This is a genomic window from Nocardia lijiangensis NBRC 108240 (assembly GCF_001613045.1).
In the GTDB taxonomy this organism is placed as follows: domain Bacteria; phylum Actinomycetota; class Actinomycetes; order Mycobacteriales; family Mycobacteriaceae; genus Nocardia; species Nocardia lijiangensis.
Genome location: NZ_BDBP01000126.1, coordinates 1 through 19,696, shown reverse-complemented (window position 1 = coordinate 19,696; position 19,696 = coordinate 1). Strand labels below are relative to the sequence as shown.

At 69.4% G+C, this 19,696-nt stretch carries 15 protein-coding genes and 1 pseudogene; 15 read left to right on the top strand and 1 reads right to left on the bottom strand.

What is annotated here, in order from left to right; genetic code table 11:
- The 12 genes and pseudogenes from NL1_RS33170 to NL1_RS33115 all read left to right on the top strand — a co-directional run.
- Positions 1 to 566: UDP-N-acetylglucosamine--N-acetylmuramyl-(pentapeptide) pyrophosphoryl-undecaprenol N-acetylglucosamine transferase (locus NL1_RS33170; RefSeq protein ID WP_281180898.1), on the top strand; the 566-nt coding region annotated here is incomplete at its 5' end.
- A complete protein-coding gene (murC, locus tag NL1_RS33165) occupies positions 563 to 2,050 on the top strand; it encodes a UDP-N-acetylmuramate--L-alanine ligase (protein ID WP_067848109.1) in 1,488 nt (495 codons plus the stop codon). The genes NL1_RS33170 and murC, both read left to right, overlap by 4 nt.
- Positions 2,051 to 2,056: 6 nt before the next feature.
- Positions 2,057 to 2,794, top strand: a complete 738-nt coding sequence (locus NL1_RS33160) for a cell division protein FtsQ/DivIB (RefSeq protein ID WP_084511308.1) — start codon at positions 2,057 to 2,059, stop codon at positions 2,792 to 2,794.
- Between the two features lie 365 nt (positions 2,795 to 3,159).
- On the top strand, positions 3,160 to 4,410 hold the full coding sequence (gene ftsZ / locus NL1_RS33155) for a cell division protein FtsZ (RefSeq protein WP_067848106.1): 1,251 nt from the start codon (positions 3,160 to 3,162) through the stop codon (positions 4,408 to 4,410).
- Positions 4,411 to 4,607: 197 nt separating this feature from the next.
- Positions 4,608 to 5,336 (top strand): peptidoglycan editing factor PgeF, encoded by a 729-nt coding sequence (gene pgeF, locus NL1_RS33150; protein ID WP_067848104.1) that lies wholly within the window; start codon positions 4,608 to 4,610, stop codon positions 5,334 to 5,336.
- A 25-nt stretch (positions 5,337 to 5,361) separates the two neighbouring features.
- Positions 5,362 to 6,111 carry a YggS family pyridoxal phosphate-dependent enzyme gene (locus NL1_RS33145; protein ID WP_067848101.1) on the top strand — a complete coding sequence of 250 codons (750 nt, stop codon included), beginning with the start codon at positions 5,362 to 5,364 and terminating at the stop codon, positions 6,109 to 6,111.
- A gap of 258 nt (positions 6,112 to 6,369) precedes the next feature.
- Positions 6,370 to 7,152, top strand: coding sequence for a cell division protein SepF (locus tag NL1_RS33140; protein WP_067848098.1), 783 nt, complete (start codon positions 6,370 to 6,372; stop codon positions 7,150 to 7,152).
- Between the two features lie 89 nt (positions 7,153 to 7,241).
- Entirely contained in the window at positions 7,242 to 7,544 is a 303-nt protein-coding gene (locus tag NL1_RS33135) for a YggT family protein (RefSeq protein ID WP_067785731.1), read from the top strand.
- Between the two features lie 66 nt (positions 7,545 to 7,610).
- Complete coding sequence (gene wag31, locus NL1_RS33130) at positions 7,611 to 8,462, top strand: DivIVA-like cell division protein Wag31 (protein ID WP_067848095.1); 852 nt, start codon at positions 7,611 to 7,613, stop codon at positions 8,460 to 8,462.
- A gap of 71 nt (positions 8,463 to 8,533) precedes the next feature.
- Positions 8,534 to 8,746: pseudogene (locus NL1_RS33125) on the top strand (hypothetical protein); the annotation flags it as partial.
- Between the two features lie 298 nt (positions 8,747 to 9,044).
- Positions 9,045 to 12,173 carry an isoleucine--tRNA ligase gene (ileS, locus tag NL1_RS33120; protein ID WP_067848090.1) on the top strand — a complete coding sequence of 1,043 codons (3,129 nt, stop codon included), beginning with the start codon at positions 9,045 to 9,047 and terminating at the stop codon, positions 12,171 to 12,173.
- Between the two features lie 494 nt (positions 12,174 to 12,667).
- On the top strand, positions 12,668 to 13,180 hold the full coding sequence (locus NL1_RS33115; protein ID WP_067848087.1) for an NlpC/P60 family protein: 513 nt from the start codon (positions 12,668 to 12,670) through the stop codon (positions 13,178 to 13,180).
- 21 nt (positions 13,181 to 13,201) lie between these two features.
- Here NL1_RS33115 and NL1_RS33110 read toward each other — a convergent pair whose 3' ends face one another.
- Positions 13,202 to 14,089: a UTP--glucose-1-phosphate uridylyltransferase gene (locus tag NL1_RS33110; RefSeq protein WP_084511310.1), complete on the bottom strand. Its 888-nt coding sequence runs from the start codon at positions 14,087 to 14,089 to the stop codon at positions 13,202 to 13,204.
- Positions 14,090 to 14,339: 250 nt separating this feature from the next.
- Between NL1_RS33110 and NL1_RS33105 the strand changes: the two genes are divergently transcribed.
- From NL1_RS33105 to NL1_RS33095, 3 genes are all read left to right on the top strand, one after another.
- Entirely contained in the window at positions 14,340 to 15,710 is a 1,371-nt protein-coding gene (locus NL1_RS33105) for a DNA polymerase IV (protein WP_174553506.1), read from the top strand.
- Positions 15,711 to 15,804: 94 nt separating this feature from the next.
- Complete coding sequence (locus NL1_RS33100; protein ID WP_067848081.1) at positions 15,805 to 16,302, top strand: WKL family lipoprotein; 498 nt, start codon at positions 15,805 to 15,807, stop codon at positions 16,300 to 16,302.
- A 179-nt stretch (positions 16,303 to 16,481) separates the two neighbouring features.
- The coding region (locus tag NL1_RS33095) for an arabinosyltransferase domain-containing protein (RefSeq protein ID WP_067848113.1) at positions 16,482 to 19,696 on the top strand (3,215 nt) is incomplete at its 3' end.

Sequence of the window (19,696 nt, the reverse complement as noted above, 5' to 3'; positions counted from 1 at the left end):
GCGCCGAAGCCCGCGCGCACTTCGGGCTGCCCGCCGAGGGACCGGTGCTGCTGGTGTTCGGCGGCTCGCAGGGCGCGCGCAGTCTGAACGAGGCGGTCTCGGCCGCCGCGCCGCAGCTGGCTGCGGCAGGTATCTCGGTGCTGCACGCGCACGGCCCGAAGAACACTGTCGAGGTCGCCGAGGGCGAGGGACCGGCACGCTACGTGGCGGTGCCGTATGTGTCCAGGATGGATCTGGCCTACGCCGCGGCCGACGCAGTGGTGTGCCGGTCCGGCGCGATGACGGTCGCCGAGGTGTCCGCTGTCGGCCTGCCCGCCTTCTACGTGCCGCTGCCGCACGGCAACGGCGAACAAGAATTCAATGCACGCCCCGTGGTCGCGCAGGGCGGTGGCAGAATTGTCCCCGATGCCGAACTGTCCGCGAAGTACGTGATCGACGAGGTGATACCGCTGCTCATGGACCCCGCACGGCTGACCGAGATGGGCCGCGCCGCGGCAGGCGCGGGGCACCGCGACGCCGCCGACGAAGTGGCGCGGATCGTGGTGGAATTGGGGCGGGGCCGATGACCGACGAGCGTTCGGCGCTCCCGCCCGAACTGGAGCGGGTGCACATGGTGGGCATCGGCGGGGCCGGAATGTCCGGCATCGCCCGCATTCTGCTGTCCCGCGGCGGCGCGGTGTCGGGTTCGGACGCCAAGGAGAGCCGCGGCGTGCTCGCGCTGCGGGCGCGCGGCGCGCAGGTCAACATCGGCCACGACGCTGGCGCGCTCGACCTGCTGCCCGGCGGCCCGACCGCGGTGGTGACCACCTACGCCGCCATCCCGAAGACCAATCCCGAACTGGTGGAAGCGAATCGGCGCGACATCCCGGTGCTGCTCCGCCCCACGGTGCTGGCCTCGCTGATGCGGGGGCACCGCACGCTGCTCGTCTCGGGTACCCACGGCAAGACCTCGACGACCTCGATGCTGATCGTCTCGCTGCAGCACTGCGGCCTCGACCCGTCCTTCGCGGTCGGCGGTGAACTCAACGAGGCGGGGACCAACGCCCACCACGGCACCGGCGAGGTCTTCGTGGCCGAGGCGGACGAGAGCGACGGCTCGCTGCTGCAGTACGACCCCGACGTCGCCGTGGTCACCAACATCGAGTCCGACCACCTCGACTTCTTCGGCTCCGACGCCGCCTACGTGCAGGTCTTCGACGACTTCGCGGACCGGCTCACCGCGGGCGGGCTGCTGGTGGTGTGCCTGGACGATCCCGGCTCGCGCGCGCTGGCCGAGCGGGTCGGTGACCGCTTGGCGGACAAGGGCGTCCGGGTCCTCGGCTACGGCTCCGGCGAACTCGCCGACGCGCCGGTCCCTGTCGGCGTGCGCCTGCACAGCTGGGAGCCGCGTGATGTGGGCGGGCTCGTGCAGTTCCAGCTGGCCGACGAGTCCGCGCCGCGCACCCTGCGGCTCTCGGTGCCCGGACGGCACATGGCGCTCAACGCGCTGGCCGCGCTGCTGGCCGCGCGGGCCGCGGGCGCCGACGTCGATGAAATCGTCCAGGGCCTGGAGGGTTTCGGCGGCGTGCACCGGCGGTTCCAGTTCGTCGGCAGGGAGAACGGCGTGCGGGTCTTCGACGACTACGCGCACCATCCCACCGAGGTGCGCGCGGTGCTCGGCGCCGCGGCGGAGCTGGTGCAGCAGGAGGCGCGGGACGGCGCGCGCTCGCGGCAGGGCCGGGTGATCGTGGTCTTCCAGCCGCATCTGTACAGCCGCACCGCGACCTTCGCCGAGGACTTCGGCGTGGCGCTGAGCCTGGCCGACGAGGTCGTCGTGCTGGACGTGTACGGCGCGCGGGAGAAGCCGCTGCCCGGCGTGAACGGCGCGCTGGTGGCCCAGGCCGTCACCGGACCCGTGCACTACCAACCGGATATGTCCCGGGTCGGCCGCCAGGTGGCCGGGCTCGCGAAGCCCGGCGACGTGGTGATCACCATGGGGGCGGGCGACGTCACCATGCTCGGCAGCCAGATTCTCGACGGGCTACGGGCGCGTCCCCAGTACGGGCGGTGAGCCGCGATGCGGCCGGGGGGTGAGCGGCGCGCCGCAGGCTGGCTCGATCGGTTCGATCTGCTGCGGCGACCCGGCGGCCCGGCTCGGCTGCGCCGGGTGCGGCTGTGGGGATTGCTGGGCGTCTGCGTGCTTACCGTCGTGCTGTTGGTCGCGTGGTTCACGCCCGCCCTTTCGGTGCGCACCGTCGATATCGTCGGTCTCTCCGCGGTGCCGGAAGCACAGGTACGCGAGCGACTCGAAATTCCCTCGGGCCGCTCGATGCTGCGCATCGATACCGACGCCATGGCGCGGCGGGTAGTGAATATTCCGAAAGTGCACTCCGCGCGCGTGCAGCGGGTGTACCCGTCCACCGTTCGGGTGACCGTCGTGGAGCGGACGCCGGTGTTGTTCTTCGAGAGCACCGAAGGCGCGCATCTGCTGGATGCCGAAAGCGTCGAATTCGCCATCGAAGCCGCGCCCATCGGGGTGCCGAAGTTGATCACCGAACTTCCCGGCGGCGCCGATCCGGTGACCCGCGCGGCGGTCGCGGTGCTGACGGTATTGCCGCCCGCCCTGTATATCCAGGTGGACGAGGTTGTCGCACGGTCGATTTCGGATATCTCCCTGAATCTGCACGACGGACGCACGGTACTCTGGGGCAGTGCGAACGATGCCGAACGCAAGGCGGCCGTGGTGTTGCCGCTGTTGACGCGGGAGGGAACGGTGTTCGACGTTTCGAGTCCGAATCTGGTCACGGTAAAGTGATCGACACCCATTGTGCCCAGGGAATTTTCGGGGGCGCTCTGCCACAAGGCGCAGGGCCGCCGCCGGGATGGGGCTCGGGGGGCAACCGTCCAACCCTACGGTGTGCGGAGTGGCGAACGAGAAGGATCACACAAGATTCTGTCACTCGTGTCGGCGCGCCTGCGCCCGTATCGCGGCGGCTGCGAATAGCGTTCCGCACCAGTCGGATACTTGACATAACGCTAACCCTGTGGTTGAGGTTTAGGGTTTGCCCGGGCCAGCGGATCGTGGAGTGAAACGGCCCTGGGCAAAACAACCGAGGGTGCATAGCGAAATGTCCTGAATCCGAAAATGACAGGCTTTAGATCGAAGGAAGGCGAGAGCCCATGACGCCCCCGCACAACTACCTTGCGGTGATCAAGGTCGTCGGTATCGGCGGCGGCGGCGTGAATGCCGTCAACCGGATGATCGAACAGGGACTCAAGGGAGTCGAGTTCATCGCCGTCAACACCGACGCGCAGGCGCTGCTGATGAGCGACGCCGACGTCAAGCTCGACGTCGGCCGCGAACTCACCCGCGGTCTCGGCGCCGGCGCGGATCCCGAGGTCGGCCGCAAGGCCGCCGAGGACCACAAGGACGAGATCGAAGAGGTGCTCAAGGGCGCCGACATGGTCTTCGTGACCGCGGGCGAGGGCGGCGGCACCGGTACCGGCGGCGCGCCGGTCGTCGCGAGCATCGCGCGCAAGCTCGGCGCGCTGACCATCGGTGTGGTCACCCGGCCGTTCTCGTTCGAGGGCAAGCGCCGCGGCAACCAGGCCGAGGTGGGCATCAACTTGCTGCGCGAGTCCTGCGACACCCTCATCGTCATCCCGAACGACCGGCTGCTGCAGCTCGGCGACGCCGCGGTGAGCCTGATGGACGCCTTCCGCTCCGCCGACGAGGTGCTGCTCAACGGTGTCCAGGGCATCACGGACCTGATCACCACCCCCGGCCTGATCAACGTCGACTTCGCCGACGTCAAGAGCGTCATGTCCGGCGCGGGCAGCGCGCTCATGGGCATCGGCTCCGCGCGCGGCGAGGGCCGATCGGTGAAGGCGGCCGAGGCCGCGATCAACTCGCCGCTGCTCGAGGCGTCGATGGACGGCGCGCACGGCGTGCTGCTGTCGATCGCGGGCGGGTCGGACCTCGGTCTGTTCGAGATCAACGAGGCGGCATCGCTGGTGCAGGAGGCCGCGCACATCGAGGCCAACATCATCTTCGGTACCGTCATCGACGATTCGCTCGGCGACGAGGTGCGCGTCACCGTCATCGCGGCCGGGTTCGACGGCGGCGGCCCCGCCCGGCGCACCTTCGACCCCGCGACCACGCGCGGCGCGATCGGCTCGGGCCGGGCAGGCGAGATCGGCCAGACCAGCCGACCGAGCGAGATCGCCTCCTCCACACGCAGCACCGAGCCCACCACGAGCGGCACCTCCAGCAGCGTGACCCGTGGCGCGGTGCCGAGCTACCGACACAACGAGCGCGCCCCGCTCGCCGAGCCGACGGTCTCGCACAACAGCCGGTCCCACATCCAGCCGCCGGACGGTGGCGGCGACGACGATGACGACGTCGACGTGCCGTCCTTCATGCGCCGCTGATCCGATCGTCCCGGATCCCGCCCGGGACGACGGTCGAGGGTCGTCGCCCGAGGTGAGGTTCGCCGCACCGCGCGCCGCGCCGTGCGGCCTCTCGGACGCGAATCAGCAGACCGATCAGGAGGATTCACCGAGCGCGGGGTCCGGCGCCCGCGTTCCGAGCCGCGGCGCTCGCCTCGGGAGCCACTAGGCTCGGAGGCATGACTGCTGCCCACACGCTCACCGTCCGACGGGTCACGACGACCAGGGCGGGCGGTTTCTCCGCGCCGCCCTACGACTCGTTCAACCTCGGCGACCACGTGGGCGACGATCCGGCGGCCGTGCGACGCAACCGCGACCGCCTCGCCGCGGGGATCGGCCTCACCCCGGACCGGCTGGTGTGGATGGAGCAGATCCACGGCCGCGGCGTCGAAATCGTCGACGGACCGCGCCCCGAGCCGGTGCCCGCCACCGATGCCCTGGTCACCACCGTGCCGAACCTGGCGCTGGTCGTGCTGACCGCGGACTGCGTCCCGATTCTGCTCTCCGACGACGAGGCCGGCGTCATCGCCGCCGTGCACGCGGGCCGGATCGGCGCGCGCATCGGCATCGTCCCGCGCGTGCTCGACGCGATGGTGTCGGCCGGCGCCCGGCTCGACCGCGTCGGCGCGTTTCTCGGCCCGGCCGCTTCGGGCAGGCAATACGAGGTTCCCGCCGCCATGCGCGACGACGTCGAAAAGCACCTACCGGGCAGCGCGACCATCACCGTGCGCGGCACCCCGGCGCTGGACCTGCGCGCCGGAATCCGGAGGCAGCTCACCGAGGCCGGGATCGCGGCGATCGCGGAAGATCCGCGCTGCACCATCGAGGACAAGACGCTGTTCAGCCACCGCCGCGGCGCGCCGACCGGGCGCATCGCGGGTGTGATCTGGATCGAGGGCCCGAAATGACACGGCACGGTTCGGAGTGCGGCCGATGACCGACTCGGAAACCGTTGTGGCACAAGTCGATGCGCGCACCGCCGAGCTGGCGGGCAATCTGGATGTGCTGCTCGGGCGCATCGACGCCGCCTGCCGGGCGGTGGGACGGGAGCCGGGCTCGGTGCGTCTGCTGCCGGTGACGAAGTTCTTCCCCGCCGCGGATGTGGCGATCCTGTACGGCCTCGGCTGCCGCGAATTCGGCGAGTCGCGGGAGCAGGAGGCCACCGCGAAGGTCGCGGAACTGGGCGAACGCCCTGATATCCGGTGGCACATGATCGGTCGCCTGCAGCGCAACAAGGCGAGAGTGGTCGCACGCTGGGCACATACCGTGCACTCGGTGGACAGCGAACGTTTGGCAACGGCTCTTGACAAGGGCGCGCTCGCCGCGCTGGAGGCGGGCGAGCGTATCGAACCCCTGCGCGTGCTGCTCCAGGTGAGCCTGGACGAGGACCCCGAGCGCGGCGGGGCCACCACAAATGATCTCGATCGGCTCGCGGACCAGGTCGCGGCCGCCAAAGGACTGCAGCTCGGGGGCCTGATGGCGATTCCGCCACTCGACGCCGAGCCTCATAGCGCATTTGCACGGCTTGCGACTTTGCACACGCGGCTACTCGCCGGACACCCCTCGGCAACCGAGCTTTCTGCAGGAATGTCGGGGGATCTGGAATCAGCGATCGAACACGGTTCGACGGTTGTGCGTGTCGGTACCGCCTTGATGGGCGCTCGACCGATAACCTCGGGCTAGCAAAGAAACCTCATCAGTCACATTTGACACATAAGATTGGGACAGACGAGGGCTGAGCAAGACTTCAACACCCGGCCGCCACCGGGGCCGAAGGAAGGTCGACCAGAATGAGCGAGCGCAGCGAGCGAGGACTCGACGCAGCCACCATCGTGGTCATGACGGAGCCGCGCGATAGTGAGGTGGTGTCATGAGCGAGGGGTCAATCGATGCAGCCATCCGTGTGGTCATGACGGGGGCGAGCGGCAGCGAGGTGCGGGCATGAGCACCCTGCACAAGTTCAAGGCGTACTTCGGCATGGTTCCGCTCGAGGACTACGAAGACGATTACGTCGACGATCGCACCTCGCGCGCGAACGAGCGCGGTGGCGCGCGGGGGCGCTCCTACACCGAGCGGGCCGGCTACGGCACCGACCGGTATGCCGAAGATCGTTACGGCGCAGACCGTTTCGACGAGGACGCCGACTACCCGGAGCCCGCGTACAAGTCGCCTTACCAGGCAGGCTATCCGGCGGCGCGCCGTGACGAGTACGCCGACGAGCCCTACGGCGACGAGCGTTACGAGTCGTCGCGGCGGCCCACCCGTATCGATGCGGCCCCGTCGTCGGGCCGTTTTCGTGCGGGCGGCGGCGCAGGCATGATGCGGGGAGCCACCAGGGGTGCGCTCGCCGTCGATCCCGACGCCGAGGAGCGGCGGCTGGAGGAGCGCGTGCGCCCCGAGCCCGCGTCCGCTCGCCGGCCAGGGATCTTCGAGGACGGAGGCCCCTTGTCCAAGATCACGACGCTGCGCCCGCGCGATTACAGCGAGGCCCGCATCATCGGCGAGCGCTTCCGCGAGGGCAACCCGGTGATCATGGACCTGGTCGATCTGAGCAATGCCGACGCCAAGCGGCTGGTCGATTTCGCGGCCGGACTCGCGTTCGCACTACGTGGCTCGTTCGACAAGGTCGCGACCAAAGTGTTCCTGCTCTCACCGGCGGATGTCGACGTATCGGCCGAGGAACGCCGCAGGATCGCCGAAACCGGCTTCTACAACCAGAAATAGCGGTCTGATCCGGGGGGTTCGTCGGTCTTGTCGCGCGCGGGGCGGTGTGGTCATTTTGCGCAACGCCGATTTTCGGGCAGAGTGAAGTCGTGGCCTTGTTCGCGGTGCTGTACTTCGTACTGTTCATCTTCTGGCTGTTGCTGATCAGCCGGGTGATCGTCGAGTTCGTTCGTAGCTTCGCCCGTGACTGGCGACCGACCGGTGTCGTTGTCGTCATCCTGGAGGTGATCTTCACGATCACCGACCCTCCGGTGAAACTGCTGAGACGGCTGATACCACCGGTGTCTCTGGGGGGAATTCGCCTGGACCTCTCGATTATGGTCCTGCTATTCATCGTCTTCATCCTGATGTCGATCGTGAGCAGGCTCGGCCAACCCGTAGCTCCGGTGTGACAGAATGGGCCAAGATACCTTGCTAGATCTGCTAGATCTCCAAAAGACGCGTGAAGGGATCCTTCCATGCCGCTGACCCCAGCCGATGTGCACAACGTCGCGTTCAGCAAACCGCCGATCGGGAAGCGCGGCTACAACGAGGATGAAGTCGATGCCTTCTTGGATCTCGTGGAGCAGGAGCTCTCGCGTCTGATCGAGGAGAACGCAGACCTGCGCCAGCGGGTTGCCGAACTCGATGCGGAACTGGCAGACGCCAAGAAGAATCGGCAAGCGGCCCCCGCCACCGTCAAGGCCCCGGTACAGCAGGCTCCGCCGCCGGAACCGATCAAACCCCCGGTGCCCGCACCCCCGCCCGCGCCGATGCCGGTGGCCGCGCCCGTGCCGAAGGACGCCCCCGGCGCCGACGCGAACCTGCAGGCGGCCAAGGTGCTCAGCCTCGCCCAGGAGATGGCGGACCGGCTGACCAGCGACGCGAAGACCGAGGCGGAGAACCTGCTCTCCAACGCGCGGGCGAACTCCGAGCGTCTGGTCGGCGATGCCAGGACCCGCTCCGAGTCGATGGTCGCGGACGCTCGCCAGAAGTCCGAAGCGATGCTGTCGGACGCGCAGACCCGCTCGGACAGCCAGCTGCGCCAGGCCAAGGAGAAGGCCGACGCACTGCAGGCCGACGCCGAGCGCAAGCACACCGAGATCATGGCGACCATCACCCAGCAGCGCAGCGTGCTGGAGAGCCGGATCGAGCAGCTCAAGACCTTCGAGCGCGAGTACCGCGTGCGGCTGAAGTCGTACCTGGAGTCGCAGCTCGAGGAGCTCGAGAACCGTGGCTCGGCGGTTCCGGTCGACGGCGGCGAGGCCTTCGCCGACGCGAACACCGCGAACAACCTGGCACCCGCGTCGTTTGCCAAGGGCGGCAAGTAGTTCCGCCCTTCGCGGCCTCCGGCACGGTTGGTCGCCGAAGTCGTTGGCCGTAGTGAAGGCGGAGGCACGCCGAGGGGGCCATCATGCTCGTCCTGACACTCGTCCTGGCGGCGATCGGCTTTGCCCTGCTGGTCACAGCGCTGACCACCGGGTCGGTGCTGTGGGCATGGGGGTGCATCGTCGTGTGCGTCATCGGCGCGGTGCTGTTGCTGGTGAGTGCCCTTGCGATGCGCAGGCCGGACAACGACGCACCGCCGCCGCCGGGGCGGCACGCCAAACGCTGAGGCCGGGCGTGGGAATACCGTTTGCCACGACTGGTTAGAATCGAGAGAGAACGGCGTCGATCCGGCCATCACCGGGGAGCCTTCGGAAGAACGGCGCCGCCGTATCCCGCGCGGCGCTCAGTAGAACCGAACGGGTGAGCCCGTCACAGCTCACAACGAGTGGTCCGGCGGCCCCGAGGGGGCAGGCCAGGACAAACGGGGTGGTACCGCGGTTTCGGCGCACCGAGCGCCGAGGTCGTCCCCGTGCCAACCACTGATACGCGCCTGCGGCGCGGTGGCACGAGGAGACGCATCCGCGATGGCGGACGACAGCAAGAGCGCATACCCCCGCGTGGATCTGGGCGCAGGCTCCGGTGCGAGCTTCCCTGAGCTGGAAGAACGCGTGCTCGACGCATGGGCGGCCGACGACACCTTCCGCGCCAGCATCGAGAACCGTTCCGGTGCAGCCGAGTTCGTCTTCTACGACGGCCCGCCCTTTGCCAACGGTCTGCCGCATTATGGACATTTGCTCACCGGCTATGTGAAGGATTTGATCCCACGTTTTCAGACGATGCGCGGCAAGCGCGTCGAACGGCGTTTCGGATGGGACTGTCACGGCTTGCCCGCGGAAATCGAAGCGGAAAAGCAGCTCGGTATCACGGACAAATCACAGATCGACGCGATGGGGCTCGCGGAATTCAACGCCGCCTGCAAATCCTCGGTGCTGCGCTACACCGGGGAATGGCGCGACTACGTGACCCGTCAAGCCCGCTGGGTCGACTTCGACAACGACTACAAGACCCTCGATCTCGACTTCATGGAGTCGGTGATGTGGGCGTTCAAGTCGCTCTACGACAAGGGGCTGATCTACCAGGGCTTCCGCGTGCTGCCCTACAGCTGGTACGAGCAGACGCCGCTGTCGAATCAGGAAACCCGCCTGGACGACGCCTACAAGATGCGCCAGGACCCGGCCGTCACCGTCGACATGGCGCTGCGCGTGCCCGCCGACCATCCGCTGCGCGAGCTCGACGGCGCCAACGCCCTCATCTGGACCACCACGCCGTGGACCCTGCCGTCCAACCTGGCCGTCGCGGTGCACCCGAACGTGCGCTACGTGCACCTGCGCGGCACTGACGGCAAGCGCTATCTGCTGGCCGCCGAGCGGGTCTCGCACTACGCCCGTGAGTTCGGCGAGGAGCCGCAGGTACTCGGCGAGTTCGACGGCGCCGCGCTGGTAGGCCTGTCCTACGCCCCGCCGTTCGACTTCTTCGTCGGCCACCCGAACGCGCACCGGGTGCTCTCCGCCGACTACGTGACCACCGATTCCGGCACCGGCATCGTGCACCTGGCCCCCGCCTTCGGTGAGGAGGACATGGAGGTCGCCGCGGCCAACGGCATCGAGATCGTGCAGCCGCTGGATCCGGGCGGCAAGTTCACCTCGATGGTTCCGCCGTACGAGGGCCTGATGGTGTTCGACGCCAACCCGGTGATCATCAAGGACCTCAAGGCCGCAGGAAAGCTGTTGCGGCACGAGACGATCGAGCACTCCTACCCGCACAGCTGGCGCTCCGGGCAGCCGCTGATCTACATGGCGGTGCCGTCCTGGTTCGTCGCGGTGACCAAGTTCCGCGACCGGATGGTGGAGCTGAACAAGCAGATCACCTGGGTGCCCGAGCACATCCGCGACGGCCAGTTCGGCAAGTGGCTGGAGGGCGCGCGCGACTGGAACATCAGCCGCAACCGCTACTGGGGAAGCCCGATCCCGGTGTGGGTGTCCGACGATCCGGCCTACCCGCGCGTCGACGTGTACGGCTCGCTGGACGAGCTGGAGCGCGACTTCGGCGTGCGCCCTGCCGACCTGCACCGGCCCATGATCGACGAGCTGACCAGGCCCAACCCCGACGATCCGACGGGGCGCTCGACCATGCGGCGGGTGCCGGAGGTGCTGGACTGCTGGTTCGAGTCCGGTTCGATGCCCTATGCGCAGGTGCACTACCCGTTCGAGAACAAAGACTGGTTCGACGGGCACTTCCCGGGCGACTTCATCGTCGAGTACAACGGGCAGACCCGCGGCTGGTTCTATACCCTGCACGTCCTGTCGACCGCGCTGTTCGACAGCCCGGCCTTCAAAACCGTTGCCGCGCACGGCATCGTGCTCGGTGACGACGGGCTGAAGATGAGCAAGTCGAAGGGCAACTACCCGGACGTGAACGAGGTGTTCCACCGGGACGGCTCCGACGCGATGCGCTGGTTCCTGATGAGCTCGCCGATCCTGCGCGGCGGCAACCTCATCGTCACCGAGCGCGGCATCCGCGAGGGCGTCAGCCACGCGCTGCGCCCGCTGTGGAACGCGTGGACCTTCCTGCAGCTGTACGCCTCGAAGCCCGGTGTGTGGCGCACCGATTCGCCGAACGTGCTGGACCGCTACATCCTGGCGAAGCTGGCGCAAACTCGCGATGTGATGACCGACGCGCTGGAGGTCCACGACATCGCGGGCGCCTGCGAGGAGCTGCGCTCGTTTGCCGACGCGCTCACGAATTGGTATGTGCGCCGGTCGCGTTCGCGTTTCTGGTCGGAGGACCGCGACGCCGTGGACACCCTGCACACCGTGCTCGAGGTGGTGAGCAGGCTGGCGGCGCCGCTGCTGCCGCTGATCGCCGAGGTGATCTGGCGCGGGCTCACCGGCGACCGCTCGGTGCACCTGGCCGATTGGCCGAAGGAGGGCGAGCTGCCGGAGGATCCGGAACTGGTCGCCGCCATGGACGAGGTGCGCACGGTCTGCTCGACGGTGCTGAGCCTGCGCAAGGCGCAGAACCTGCGGGTGCGGCTGCCGCTGGCCGAGGTGACCATCGCGGCGGGCGATGCCGAGCGGCTGCGCCCCTACGCCGACATCATCGCCGACGAGGTCAACGTCAAGAAGGTCGATCTGACCACCGACGTCGCCGTGCACGGGCGCTTCGAGCTGGCCGTGAACGCCCGCGCGGCGGGCCCGCGCCTGGGCAAGGACGTGCAGACGGTGATCAAGGCGGTCAAGGCGGGGGAGTGGTCCGAGGACGCCGCCGGTGTCGTCAGCGCCGCCGGAATCGTCTTGCTCCCCGAGGAATACACCCAGCGCCTGGTCGCCGCCGAGCCCGAGTCCACCGCGGCGCTGCCCGGTAACGCGGGCCTGGTGGTGCTGAACTCGGTGGTCACCGAGGAGCTGGAGGCCGAGGGCTGGGCCCGCGACCTGATCCGCGACCTCCAGGAGACCCGCAAGTCGCTGGGCTTGGACGTCTCCGACCGGATCACCGTGATCCTCGAGGTGCCCGCCGAGCGGCTGGCCTGGGCGCAGACCCACCGCGATCTGATCGCGGGCGAGATCCTCGCCACCGCACTCGATTTCGGCTCCGTGGGCGTCGAGGCCGCCGAGCTGTCCGGCGGAGTGAAGGCCGCGGTGACGAAGGCCTGAGCGCGTCGTCGGGGTGGGCACCACCGCCCACCCCGACGGACTCCTCCTCTCGCTGCAAACCTGGAGAGCGCAGCGATCCTCCAGCGCCGCTTCGGGCGCCCACTCGCGGCTGCGCTTTCGCATACGCGCTGTTCGTCCGCGGGTGATTTCTCACGATCAGGCCGATATCTGACAACTCGCGCTCGATGTCCGCGACACGCGCAGGCCCCGCCCTGAAGTGACGTAGATCACATGCTAGGAATTTGCTGGAAACCTGTCCTGCGTCCGGATCGGCGAGGCAGAATCGGGCTGTTGCTGTTGGTGCCGGAGAGGGTGCTGGTGTCGCAGTGATGTCCCGTGAGGCATGTTCTACCTGATGCGCGCTGTTCGGCCCCCGTGTGGCCGGATATGCGCGGTGGTCTGCGGCTCCACCCCCCGATGACGAGGCCGGCGCCGCGCGTTAGCAGAGCCGCTCGCTGCGGCAAGTTTGCTGGACCGACAGGAGGGGTGCGTTCATGACCAGAAAACCGTTGCGCCGGATGCTCGTCGGATTCGTTGTCGCCACTTTCGCGACCTTGCTGCTCGCCGGACCCGCCTGGTCCGACACCGGCAGCTTCTCGGGTTTGTCGTCCGGCTCGGGAACGGGCAGCGCCAGCGGCTCGGGGCTGCTCCCGGTCTCCAGCCCGCGCGGCCTCGCCGCGCTCGCCATCGCCATGACCCAGACCGGCAAGCCCTACGAATGGGGCGGCACCGGCCCGAACAGCTGGGACTGCTCCGGGCTCGTCCAGTGGGCGTTCCGGCAGGTCGGCGTCAACATGCCGAGGACGACCTGGCAGCAGGCGAAAGCGGGCGTTCCGGTGGCGCCCGGCGCGATGGCGCCGGGCGATGTCGTCGTGCTGAACAGCGACGGCTCGCACGTCGGCATCTACGCGGGCTTCGGGCAGATCTTCAACGCCTACGGCCGCGGGGTGCCGGTCGGTCTCGCGTCGCTCAAGAAGTTCACGATCTACGCCGTCCGCCGGTTCTGACGGCGCGAAAACCGTTGCGGGTCAGGCGAGGTGGTCGGTGGCCAGCTCGCGAAGCAGTGGCCCGTAGTCCGGATGGGCCAGCGCCGAGGCGAACTGGGCGACCAGGTAGTCGCCCGGATTGCCGGTGTCGTACCAGCGGCCCCGGATCACCTGACCGAACACCGGATTCTCCGAGGCGTGCACGTTGATGGCGTCGGTCAGGTAGACCTCGCCGGTGCGGTGCTCGTACCAGGCCGCGGTCTGGCGGCGCAGTTCGTCGACGATCCCCGGGGTCACCACATAGCCGCCGATGGCGGCATAGGCCGACGGGGCGTCCTCGGGCTTGGGTTTCTCCATGAGCCCGTTGATGCGCAGCAGGCCGTTGCCCTGGTCGTCGGCGACGACCGGAACGCCGTAGCGCTGGGATTCGGCCGGGTTCATCGGCATCAACGCGAGGACCGGCGCGGCGGTGGCCTCGTAGGCGTCGATGAGCTGCTGGGCGCGCGGCACCTCGGCCACGAACACGTCGTCGGGCCAGAGCACGAGCATCGGCTCGTCACCCGCGTTGCGGGCGGCGTTGAGCACCGGGGTGCCGTTGCCGTAGGGGCCGTGCTGGTCGAGATAGGTGATGTGGCCGAGGCGGGACAGTTCCCCGACCTCCTCGACGGCGTCGGCGTATGCGGTTTTTCCGTCCGCGCGCAACTGCGCGACCAGGGCCGGGTTGGGCCGGAAGTGGTCCTGGATCAACGACTTTCCGCCGCTGACGACGATGGTGATGTCGGTGATACCCGAGGCGACCAGCTCACGGACCGTGTGCTCGATGACCGGCTTGTCGCCGACCGGCAGCATCTCCTTCGGGATGGCCTTGGTCAGCGGGAGCAACCGGGAGCCGATACCGGCCGCCGGGATGACTGCCTTGCGGATCTTCATGTGTCCGATCATCACATACGAACCTGTGGGCGAGGCGCGATCCCCGCCCTTCGGCGTCGTGTCGGAAATAGCTGGCGCGTGATGTATCCGCCCTGGTCAAGGCCGCTGAACCGAGTCGTTCGCGCGGTGCAAGGAGGGGGCTGAACGCACAGCAGATCGACAGCAATCCAGCAGTCATCGCCTGGTTGCCGCCGCGGCGAACCTGTCGGAGGCGTCGCGTAGATTCCCCGTCGTGCGGACCGATCGGGCGATGGAGCAGGCGGCGGCCGGCCGCATATCCAGGCGCTGGGTGCTGCACATCGATATGGACGCCTTCTTCGCCTCGGTCGAGCAGCTCACCCGTCCGACCCTGCGCGGCCGTCCGGTGCTCGTCGGCGGCACCGGCGGACGCGGCGTCGTCGCGGGCGCGAGTTACGAGGCCAGGGTCTTCGGCGCGCGCTCGGCGATGCCGATGCACCAGGCCAAACGCCTGGTCGGGGTGACGGCGGTGGTGGTGCCGCCGCGCGGCGCGGTCTACGGGGTGGTCAGCGGACGGGTGTTCGAGGCACTGCGCAGCCGCATCCCGGTGCTGGAGACGCTCTCCTTCGACGAGGCGTTCGGCGAACCCGAGGACTTGGCGGGGGCCGACGCGGATCGGGTGTACGAATTCTGCGCCGAACTGCGCGCGCTGGTCCGCGAACGCACCGGCTTGGTCGCCTCGGTCGGCGCGGGCAGCGGCAAACAGCTCGCCAAGATCGCCTCCGGCCTGGCCAAACCCGACGGTATCCGGGTCGTAGCGCCCGGCGAACAACAGAGCCTGCTCGCCGGTCTCCCGGTCCGCAAGCTGTGGGGGATCGGTCCGGTGGCCGAGGGCAGGCTGCGTTCGGTCGGCATCGAGACCGTCGGCGCCTTCGCCGCGCTGCCCGAATCGGAGGCCGTCTCGCTGCTCGGCGGCAGCGTCGGCGCCGCGCTGCACCGGCTGGCCCGCGGCATCGACGACCGCCCGGTCGCCGAGCGCGCCGAGGCCAAACAGATCAGCGCCGAGAACACCTACGAGACCGACATCGTCACCCTGGCCCAGCTGCGGCCCGCGATCGAGACCATGGCAGCGGCCGCGCACGCCAGACTCGGCAAGGACGGCAGGGCCGCGCGCACGGTGGTGCTCAAACTCAGGAAATCGGATATGAGCGTGGTGACGCGCTCGTTCACCCTGCCCTACGCCACCACCGACCTGGCCACGCTCACCACGGCCGCGCAGCGGTCCGCGATCGATCCGGCCGAACTCGGCCCGATCCGCTTGGTCGGCGTCGGCTTCGGCGGGCTGTCGACGGTGCGGCAGGAGTCGCTGTTCCCGGAACTGGATCGGAGTCCGGTCGACGACGCGCTCGATCCCCAGTGGGAATCGAGCGAGCTCGCCGAGCCCGCGGCGCCCGCCGTCGAACCGAGCCCGTCCGCGCGCCTCTGGTATCCGGGAATGGATGTGTCGCACCCGGATTACGGGCACGGATGGGTCCAAGGAGCGGGGCACGGCGTGGTCACCGTGCGGTTCGAGACCAGTTCGACAGGGCCGGGCCCGGCGCGTACCTTCAGCGCCGACGACATCAGTCTGTCCCGGGCGGACCCGCTCGGCAGTCTGCACTGACCGGTAGCCTGGTGCCTCGGGCAGCGCCGCCGGTTCTTGGTGGACGCCGCCGCGGTTACGACACGGACCCTCCTCGAACGCAAAGGACGAGCAGTTGAAGCTTCGTACGACTGGACGCATCGCGATCGCCGGTCTCGCCATCGTCGCCACCCTTGGCATGACCGCCTGCGGTGGTGACGACTCGAGCGACACACCCAAGCCGGCCAAGACGACGACCAGCGCCAAGGCGACCGCCGCGGCGAACCTGCCCGCGGTCCCGACCGTGGCGGAGCTGAACGCGCAGCTGCAGAAGGCGCTCGACCCGGCGGTGCCGACCTCGGAGAAGCTGGACATGGTGCAGGGCGCCGAGGCCGACCCCGAGCTGCCGGGCCGGCTGGCCGAGGCGTACAAGGCCACCGGCGCCAGCGTCACGGTGACCGAGGTGACCGCCTTCGGCGACACCATCAACGCCAAGGCCACGATCGTGCTGAACGGCCAGGAGAACATCGCCGACGTGCCGTTCGTCGCCGAGGACGGCAAGTGGAAGGTCCAGAAGGCGTGGACCTGCCAGATGCTCACCGCGCTGGGCCAGCAGTCGACCGCCTGCGCCTGATTCGCGCCGTCGCGGCCCGGGCCGGATCCGGGCCGCGACCCCGGGGTGCGTCCCCGTCCTCATTCGAACCGATTCGCCGGCGAGAAATCCCAGGCCAGCGGTGTTTTCCGGGGTGATCCCGATACCGCGCCGCGGGCAATGGGTTTCGTTCTCAGATTCGATCGTTACTATCTGGCGTCGTGGCTGACACGATGGTGTGGGCGGGGCAGCCGTCCGTCGAGGATTCCAGACCCGGGACGGCACAACGAAATACGAGCGGGGGATGGGCGCGACCAGTCGCTTTGGTCGCGGCCTTGATCAGCGCGCTGTGCGCGATCGCGGTGCCGCTGCTCCCGGTTCGGGTGGACGCGGCGACGCTGTCCTGGCCGCAGGCGGGCTCGGCGCGCAGCGTGGAGGCGCCGCTGGTGGCCTACGCGCCGCTGACCTTCGACGCGACCCTGCCGTGCGCGGCCATCGAGCAGCTCGCCGTCCACGGCGGCACCCTCGCCGCCACCGCCCCCAACGGCGCGCCGGACCGCGAGCGGTACGGCTTCCTCGCGCGGGTGACCACACCCACCGCCGACGCGCCCGCCCGGCTCGACGTCGTCCTGCGCAATCAGGCGCTGCTCAGCACGCCCGTCGACCAGCTGCCGCCGGGCTGCGAGCTCACCGTGCACGCCGACACCGCCGGGGCCACCGCGACCATGGCCGGGTTCGAGGCGCCCGGCTTCCCCGCGACGCTGCACGGCGACTACCGGCCCCAGCTGGTCGGCATCTACAGCGACCTGGCCGCCGCCGACGGCGCGACCGTCACGGCGGAACTGGACACCCGCTTCTCCTCCAGCCCGACCCCCGTCAAGCGGGCCGCCATCTGGCTCGCGGTGCTGGCGACCCTCGTCGGCCTCGTCGCCCTCTACCGGATCGACAGGGAGGACGGCAGGCGCACCCGCCGCCTGCTGCCGCAGCGCTGGTGGACGTTCTCGGTGCTGGACGGCGTGGTGCTCGGCGTGCTGGTGCTCTGGCACTTCATCGGCGCCACCACCTCCGACGACGGCTACCAGTTCGGCATGGCCCGCGCGTCCGGCGCCGCCGGCTACATGTCCAATTACTTCGCCTACTTCGGCGTGCCCGAGAACCCCATCGGCACACCGTATTACGACCTCATCCGGATCCTGACCGAGGTGACGACCGCCAGCCCGTGGGTGCGGCTGCCCGCGCTGGCGGCCGGTGTGCTGCTGTGGCTGCTGCTGAGCCGCGAGGTGGTGCCGCGCCTCGGTGTCGCGGTGCGGCACAACAAGATCGCGTTGTGGACCGGCGCGCTCGGCTTCCTCGCGGTGTGGCTCCCGTACGACAACGGCCTGCGCCCTGAGCCGCCCGTCGCGCTGGGACTGCTGCTCACCTGGTGCTCGGTGGAACGGGCGATCGCCACCCGGCGGCTGCTGCCCGCCGCGCTGGCCATTCTGATCGCGGCGTTCACCGTGACCGCGGGCCCGTCCGGCCTCATCTGCCTCGCGGCGCTGCTGTCCGGCCTGCGTCCGGTGGCCCGCATCGTGATGGACAAGGTGGGCGCGGCGGGGACCCCGCGGCAGCGTCTGCCCGGCTACGCGACCCTGCTCGCCCCGCTCGGCGCGGCCGGTGTGGTGGTGCTGGCGATCGCGTTCGCCGACCAGCCGCTGACCGCCGCCCTCGAGATGCAGCGGGTGCACCACGCCATCGGCCCCGACGTGCCGTGGTTCCAGGAGTATCTGCGCTACCAGTACCTGTTCCAGGGTGAGGTCGACGGTTCGGTCGGCCGCCGGATCGGCATTCTCGCGATGCTGATCGGCATTCTGGTGTGCGTGGCCGTGCTGCTGCGTAAGGGCGGCCGCATCCCGGCGACCGCCGCGGGCCCGTCCCGGCGCATCCTCGGTACCACGGTCGGCGCGCTACTGCTGATCATGGTCACGCCGACCAAGTGGACCCACCACTTCGGCGTGTTCGCCGGTGTCGCGGGGTGCGTCGCGGTGCTGACCGCGATGGCGGTGGGCCCGGCGGTACTGCGCTCGCCGCGCAACCGCGCGCTGTTCGCCGCGGTGGTCGCGTTCCTGCTGGCGCTGGTGTTCTCCGGACCCAACGGGTGGTGGTACGTCTCCGCCTACGGCATGCCCTGGTGGGACAAGTCGCCGTCGGTGGCGGGAGTGATGCTGAACCAGTTGTTCCGGGTCGTCGCCTTCGCGCTGCTGGCGGTCGCCGCCTGGTGGCACGTGCGATCTCCGGAACCCGGTACCCCGCACCGTGTTTCGCGCTTCGGGTGGCGGATGTCGCTGCTGCCTCCGTTGACCATCGCGCTGGCGCTGCTGGTGGTGTGGGACATCGGGTCCTTCGCCAAGGCGGCGGTGGCGCAAGGGCAGTCGTTCTCGCTGGCCCGCTCGAACATCGAGGCGGTGACGGGCAAGCCGTACGGGTTGGCCGGTCACGTCCTGGTCGAAACCGATCCGAACGAGGGCATGCTGGCGCCGCTCACCGGTGACGCGCACAGCGCGTTCGCGGGCAGCGCAACGGGTTTCACCCCGGGTGGCGTGGCCGAGGACTTGCGGCCCGACGACGAGGGCAGCAGCTCGACCGGCAGTATCGCCGAGGCGCTGAGCACCAAGTCCGCCTCGGAGGACGAGGCCGGAACCGCCACCGCCGCACTGCCGTTCGGTCTCGACCCGGCCAGGGTGCCGGTGCTCGGCAGTTACCGCTCCGGCGACGCGGGCCCTGCCGAGCTGACCACCGGCTGGTACCGGCTGCCCGATCCCCGCGACCGAGCCGGGATCATCGCGCTCAGCGCCGCGGGCCGTATCTGGTCGGTGGACGCCGACGGTGTCGTGACGCCGGGCCAGTCGGTGCAGATCGAGTACGGCGCAACGGATTCCACGTCCACCGCGCAGCCGATGGGCCGGGTCGTCCCGATCGACATCGGTCCGGCGCCGTCGTGGCGCAACCTGCGGGTGCCGTTCGCCGATATTCCGGCGCAGGCCGACGTGATCCGGATCGTTGCCGTCGACCGCGACCGCAACCCGAAGCAGTGGCTGGCCGTGACGCCGCCGCGGGTGCCGCAGACCAAGACGCTGAACGAGGTGGTCGGCGCCACGCCCGCGCTGGTGGACTGGATGGTCGGTCTGCAATTCCCGAACCAGCGCCCGTTCGATCACCGTGACGGCATCGCGGAGATCCCGGGCTACCGCATCCTGCCGGATCGGCCCGGCGCCGACGTCACCAACCTGTGGCAGAGCCACGACAGCGGCGGGCCGCTCGGCTGGACCGGGATGCTGCTGCGCGCACGCACACTGGCGACCTACCTGAACGAGGACTGGGACCGCGACTGGGGTGAACTCCAGGTGTTCACGCGGCTCGACGACAGCGCCGTTCCCGCCGAGCCCGCGATTACCCA

Coding starts and splice junctions, on each gene's coding strand:
- wag31 (WP_067848095.1), top strand. CDS start 7,611: ATGCCGCTGACCCCAGCCGATGTGCACAACGTCGCGTTCAGCAAACCG.
- murC (WP_067848109.1), top strand. CDS start 563: ATGACCGACGAGCGTTCGGCGCTCCCGCCCGAACTGGAGCGGGTGCAC.
- NL1_RS33160 (WP_084511308.1), top strand. CDS start 2,057: ATGCGGCCGGGGGGTGAGCGGCGCGCCGCAGGCTGGCTCGATCGGTTC.
- NL1_RS33145 (WP_067848101.1), top strand. CDS start 5,362: ATGACCGACTCGGAAACCGTTGTGGCACAAGTCGATGCGCGCACCGCC.
- NL1_RS33110 (WP_084511310.1), bottom strand. CDS start 14,089: ATGAAGATCCGCAAGGCAGTCATCCCGGCGGCCGGTATCGGCTCCCGG.
- NL1_RS33115 (WP_067848087.1), top strand. CDS start 12,668: ATGACCAGAAAACCGTTGCGCCGGATGCTCGTCGGATTCGTTGTCGCC.
- NL1_RS33105 (WP_174553506.1), top strand. CDS start 14,340: ATGGAGCAGGCGGCGGCCGGCCGCATATCCAGGCGCTGGGTGCTGCAC.
- ileS (WP_067848090.1), top strand. CDS start 9,045: ATGGCGGACGACAGCAAGAGCGCATACCCCCGCGTGGATCTGGGCGCA.
- NL1_RS33140 (WP_067848098.1), top strand. CDS start 6,370: ATGAGCACCCTGCACAAGTTCAAGGCGTACTTCGGCATGGTTCCGCTC.
- pgeF (WP_067848104.1), top strand. CDS start 4,608: ATGACTGCTGCCCACACGCTCACCGTCCGACGGGTCACGACGACCAGG.
- ftsZ (WP_067848106.1), top strand. CDS start 3,160: ATGACGCCCCCGCACAACTACCTTGCGGTGATCAAGGTCGTCGGTATC.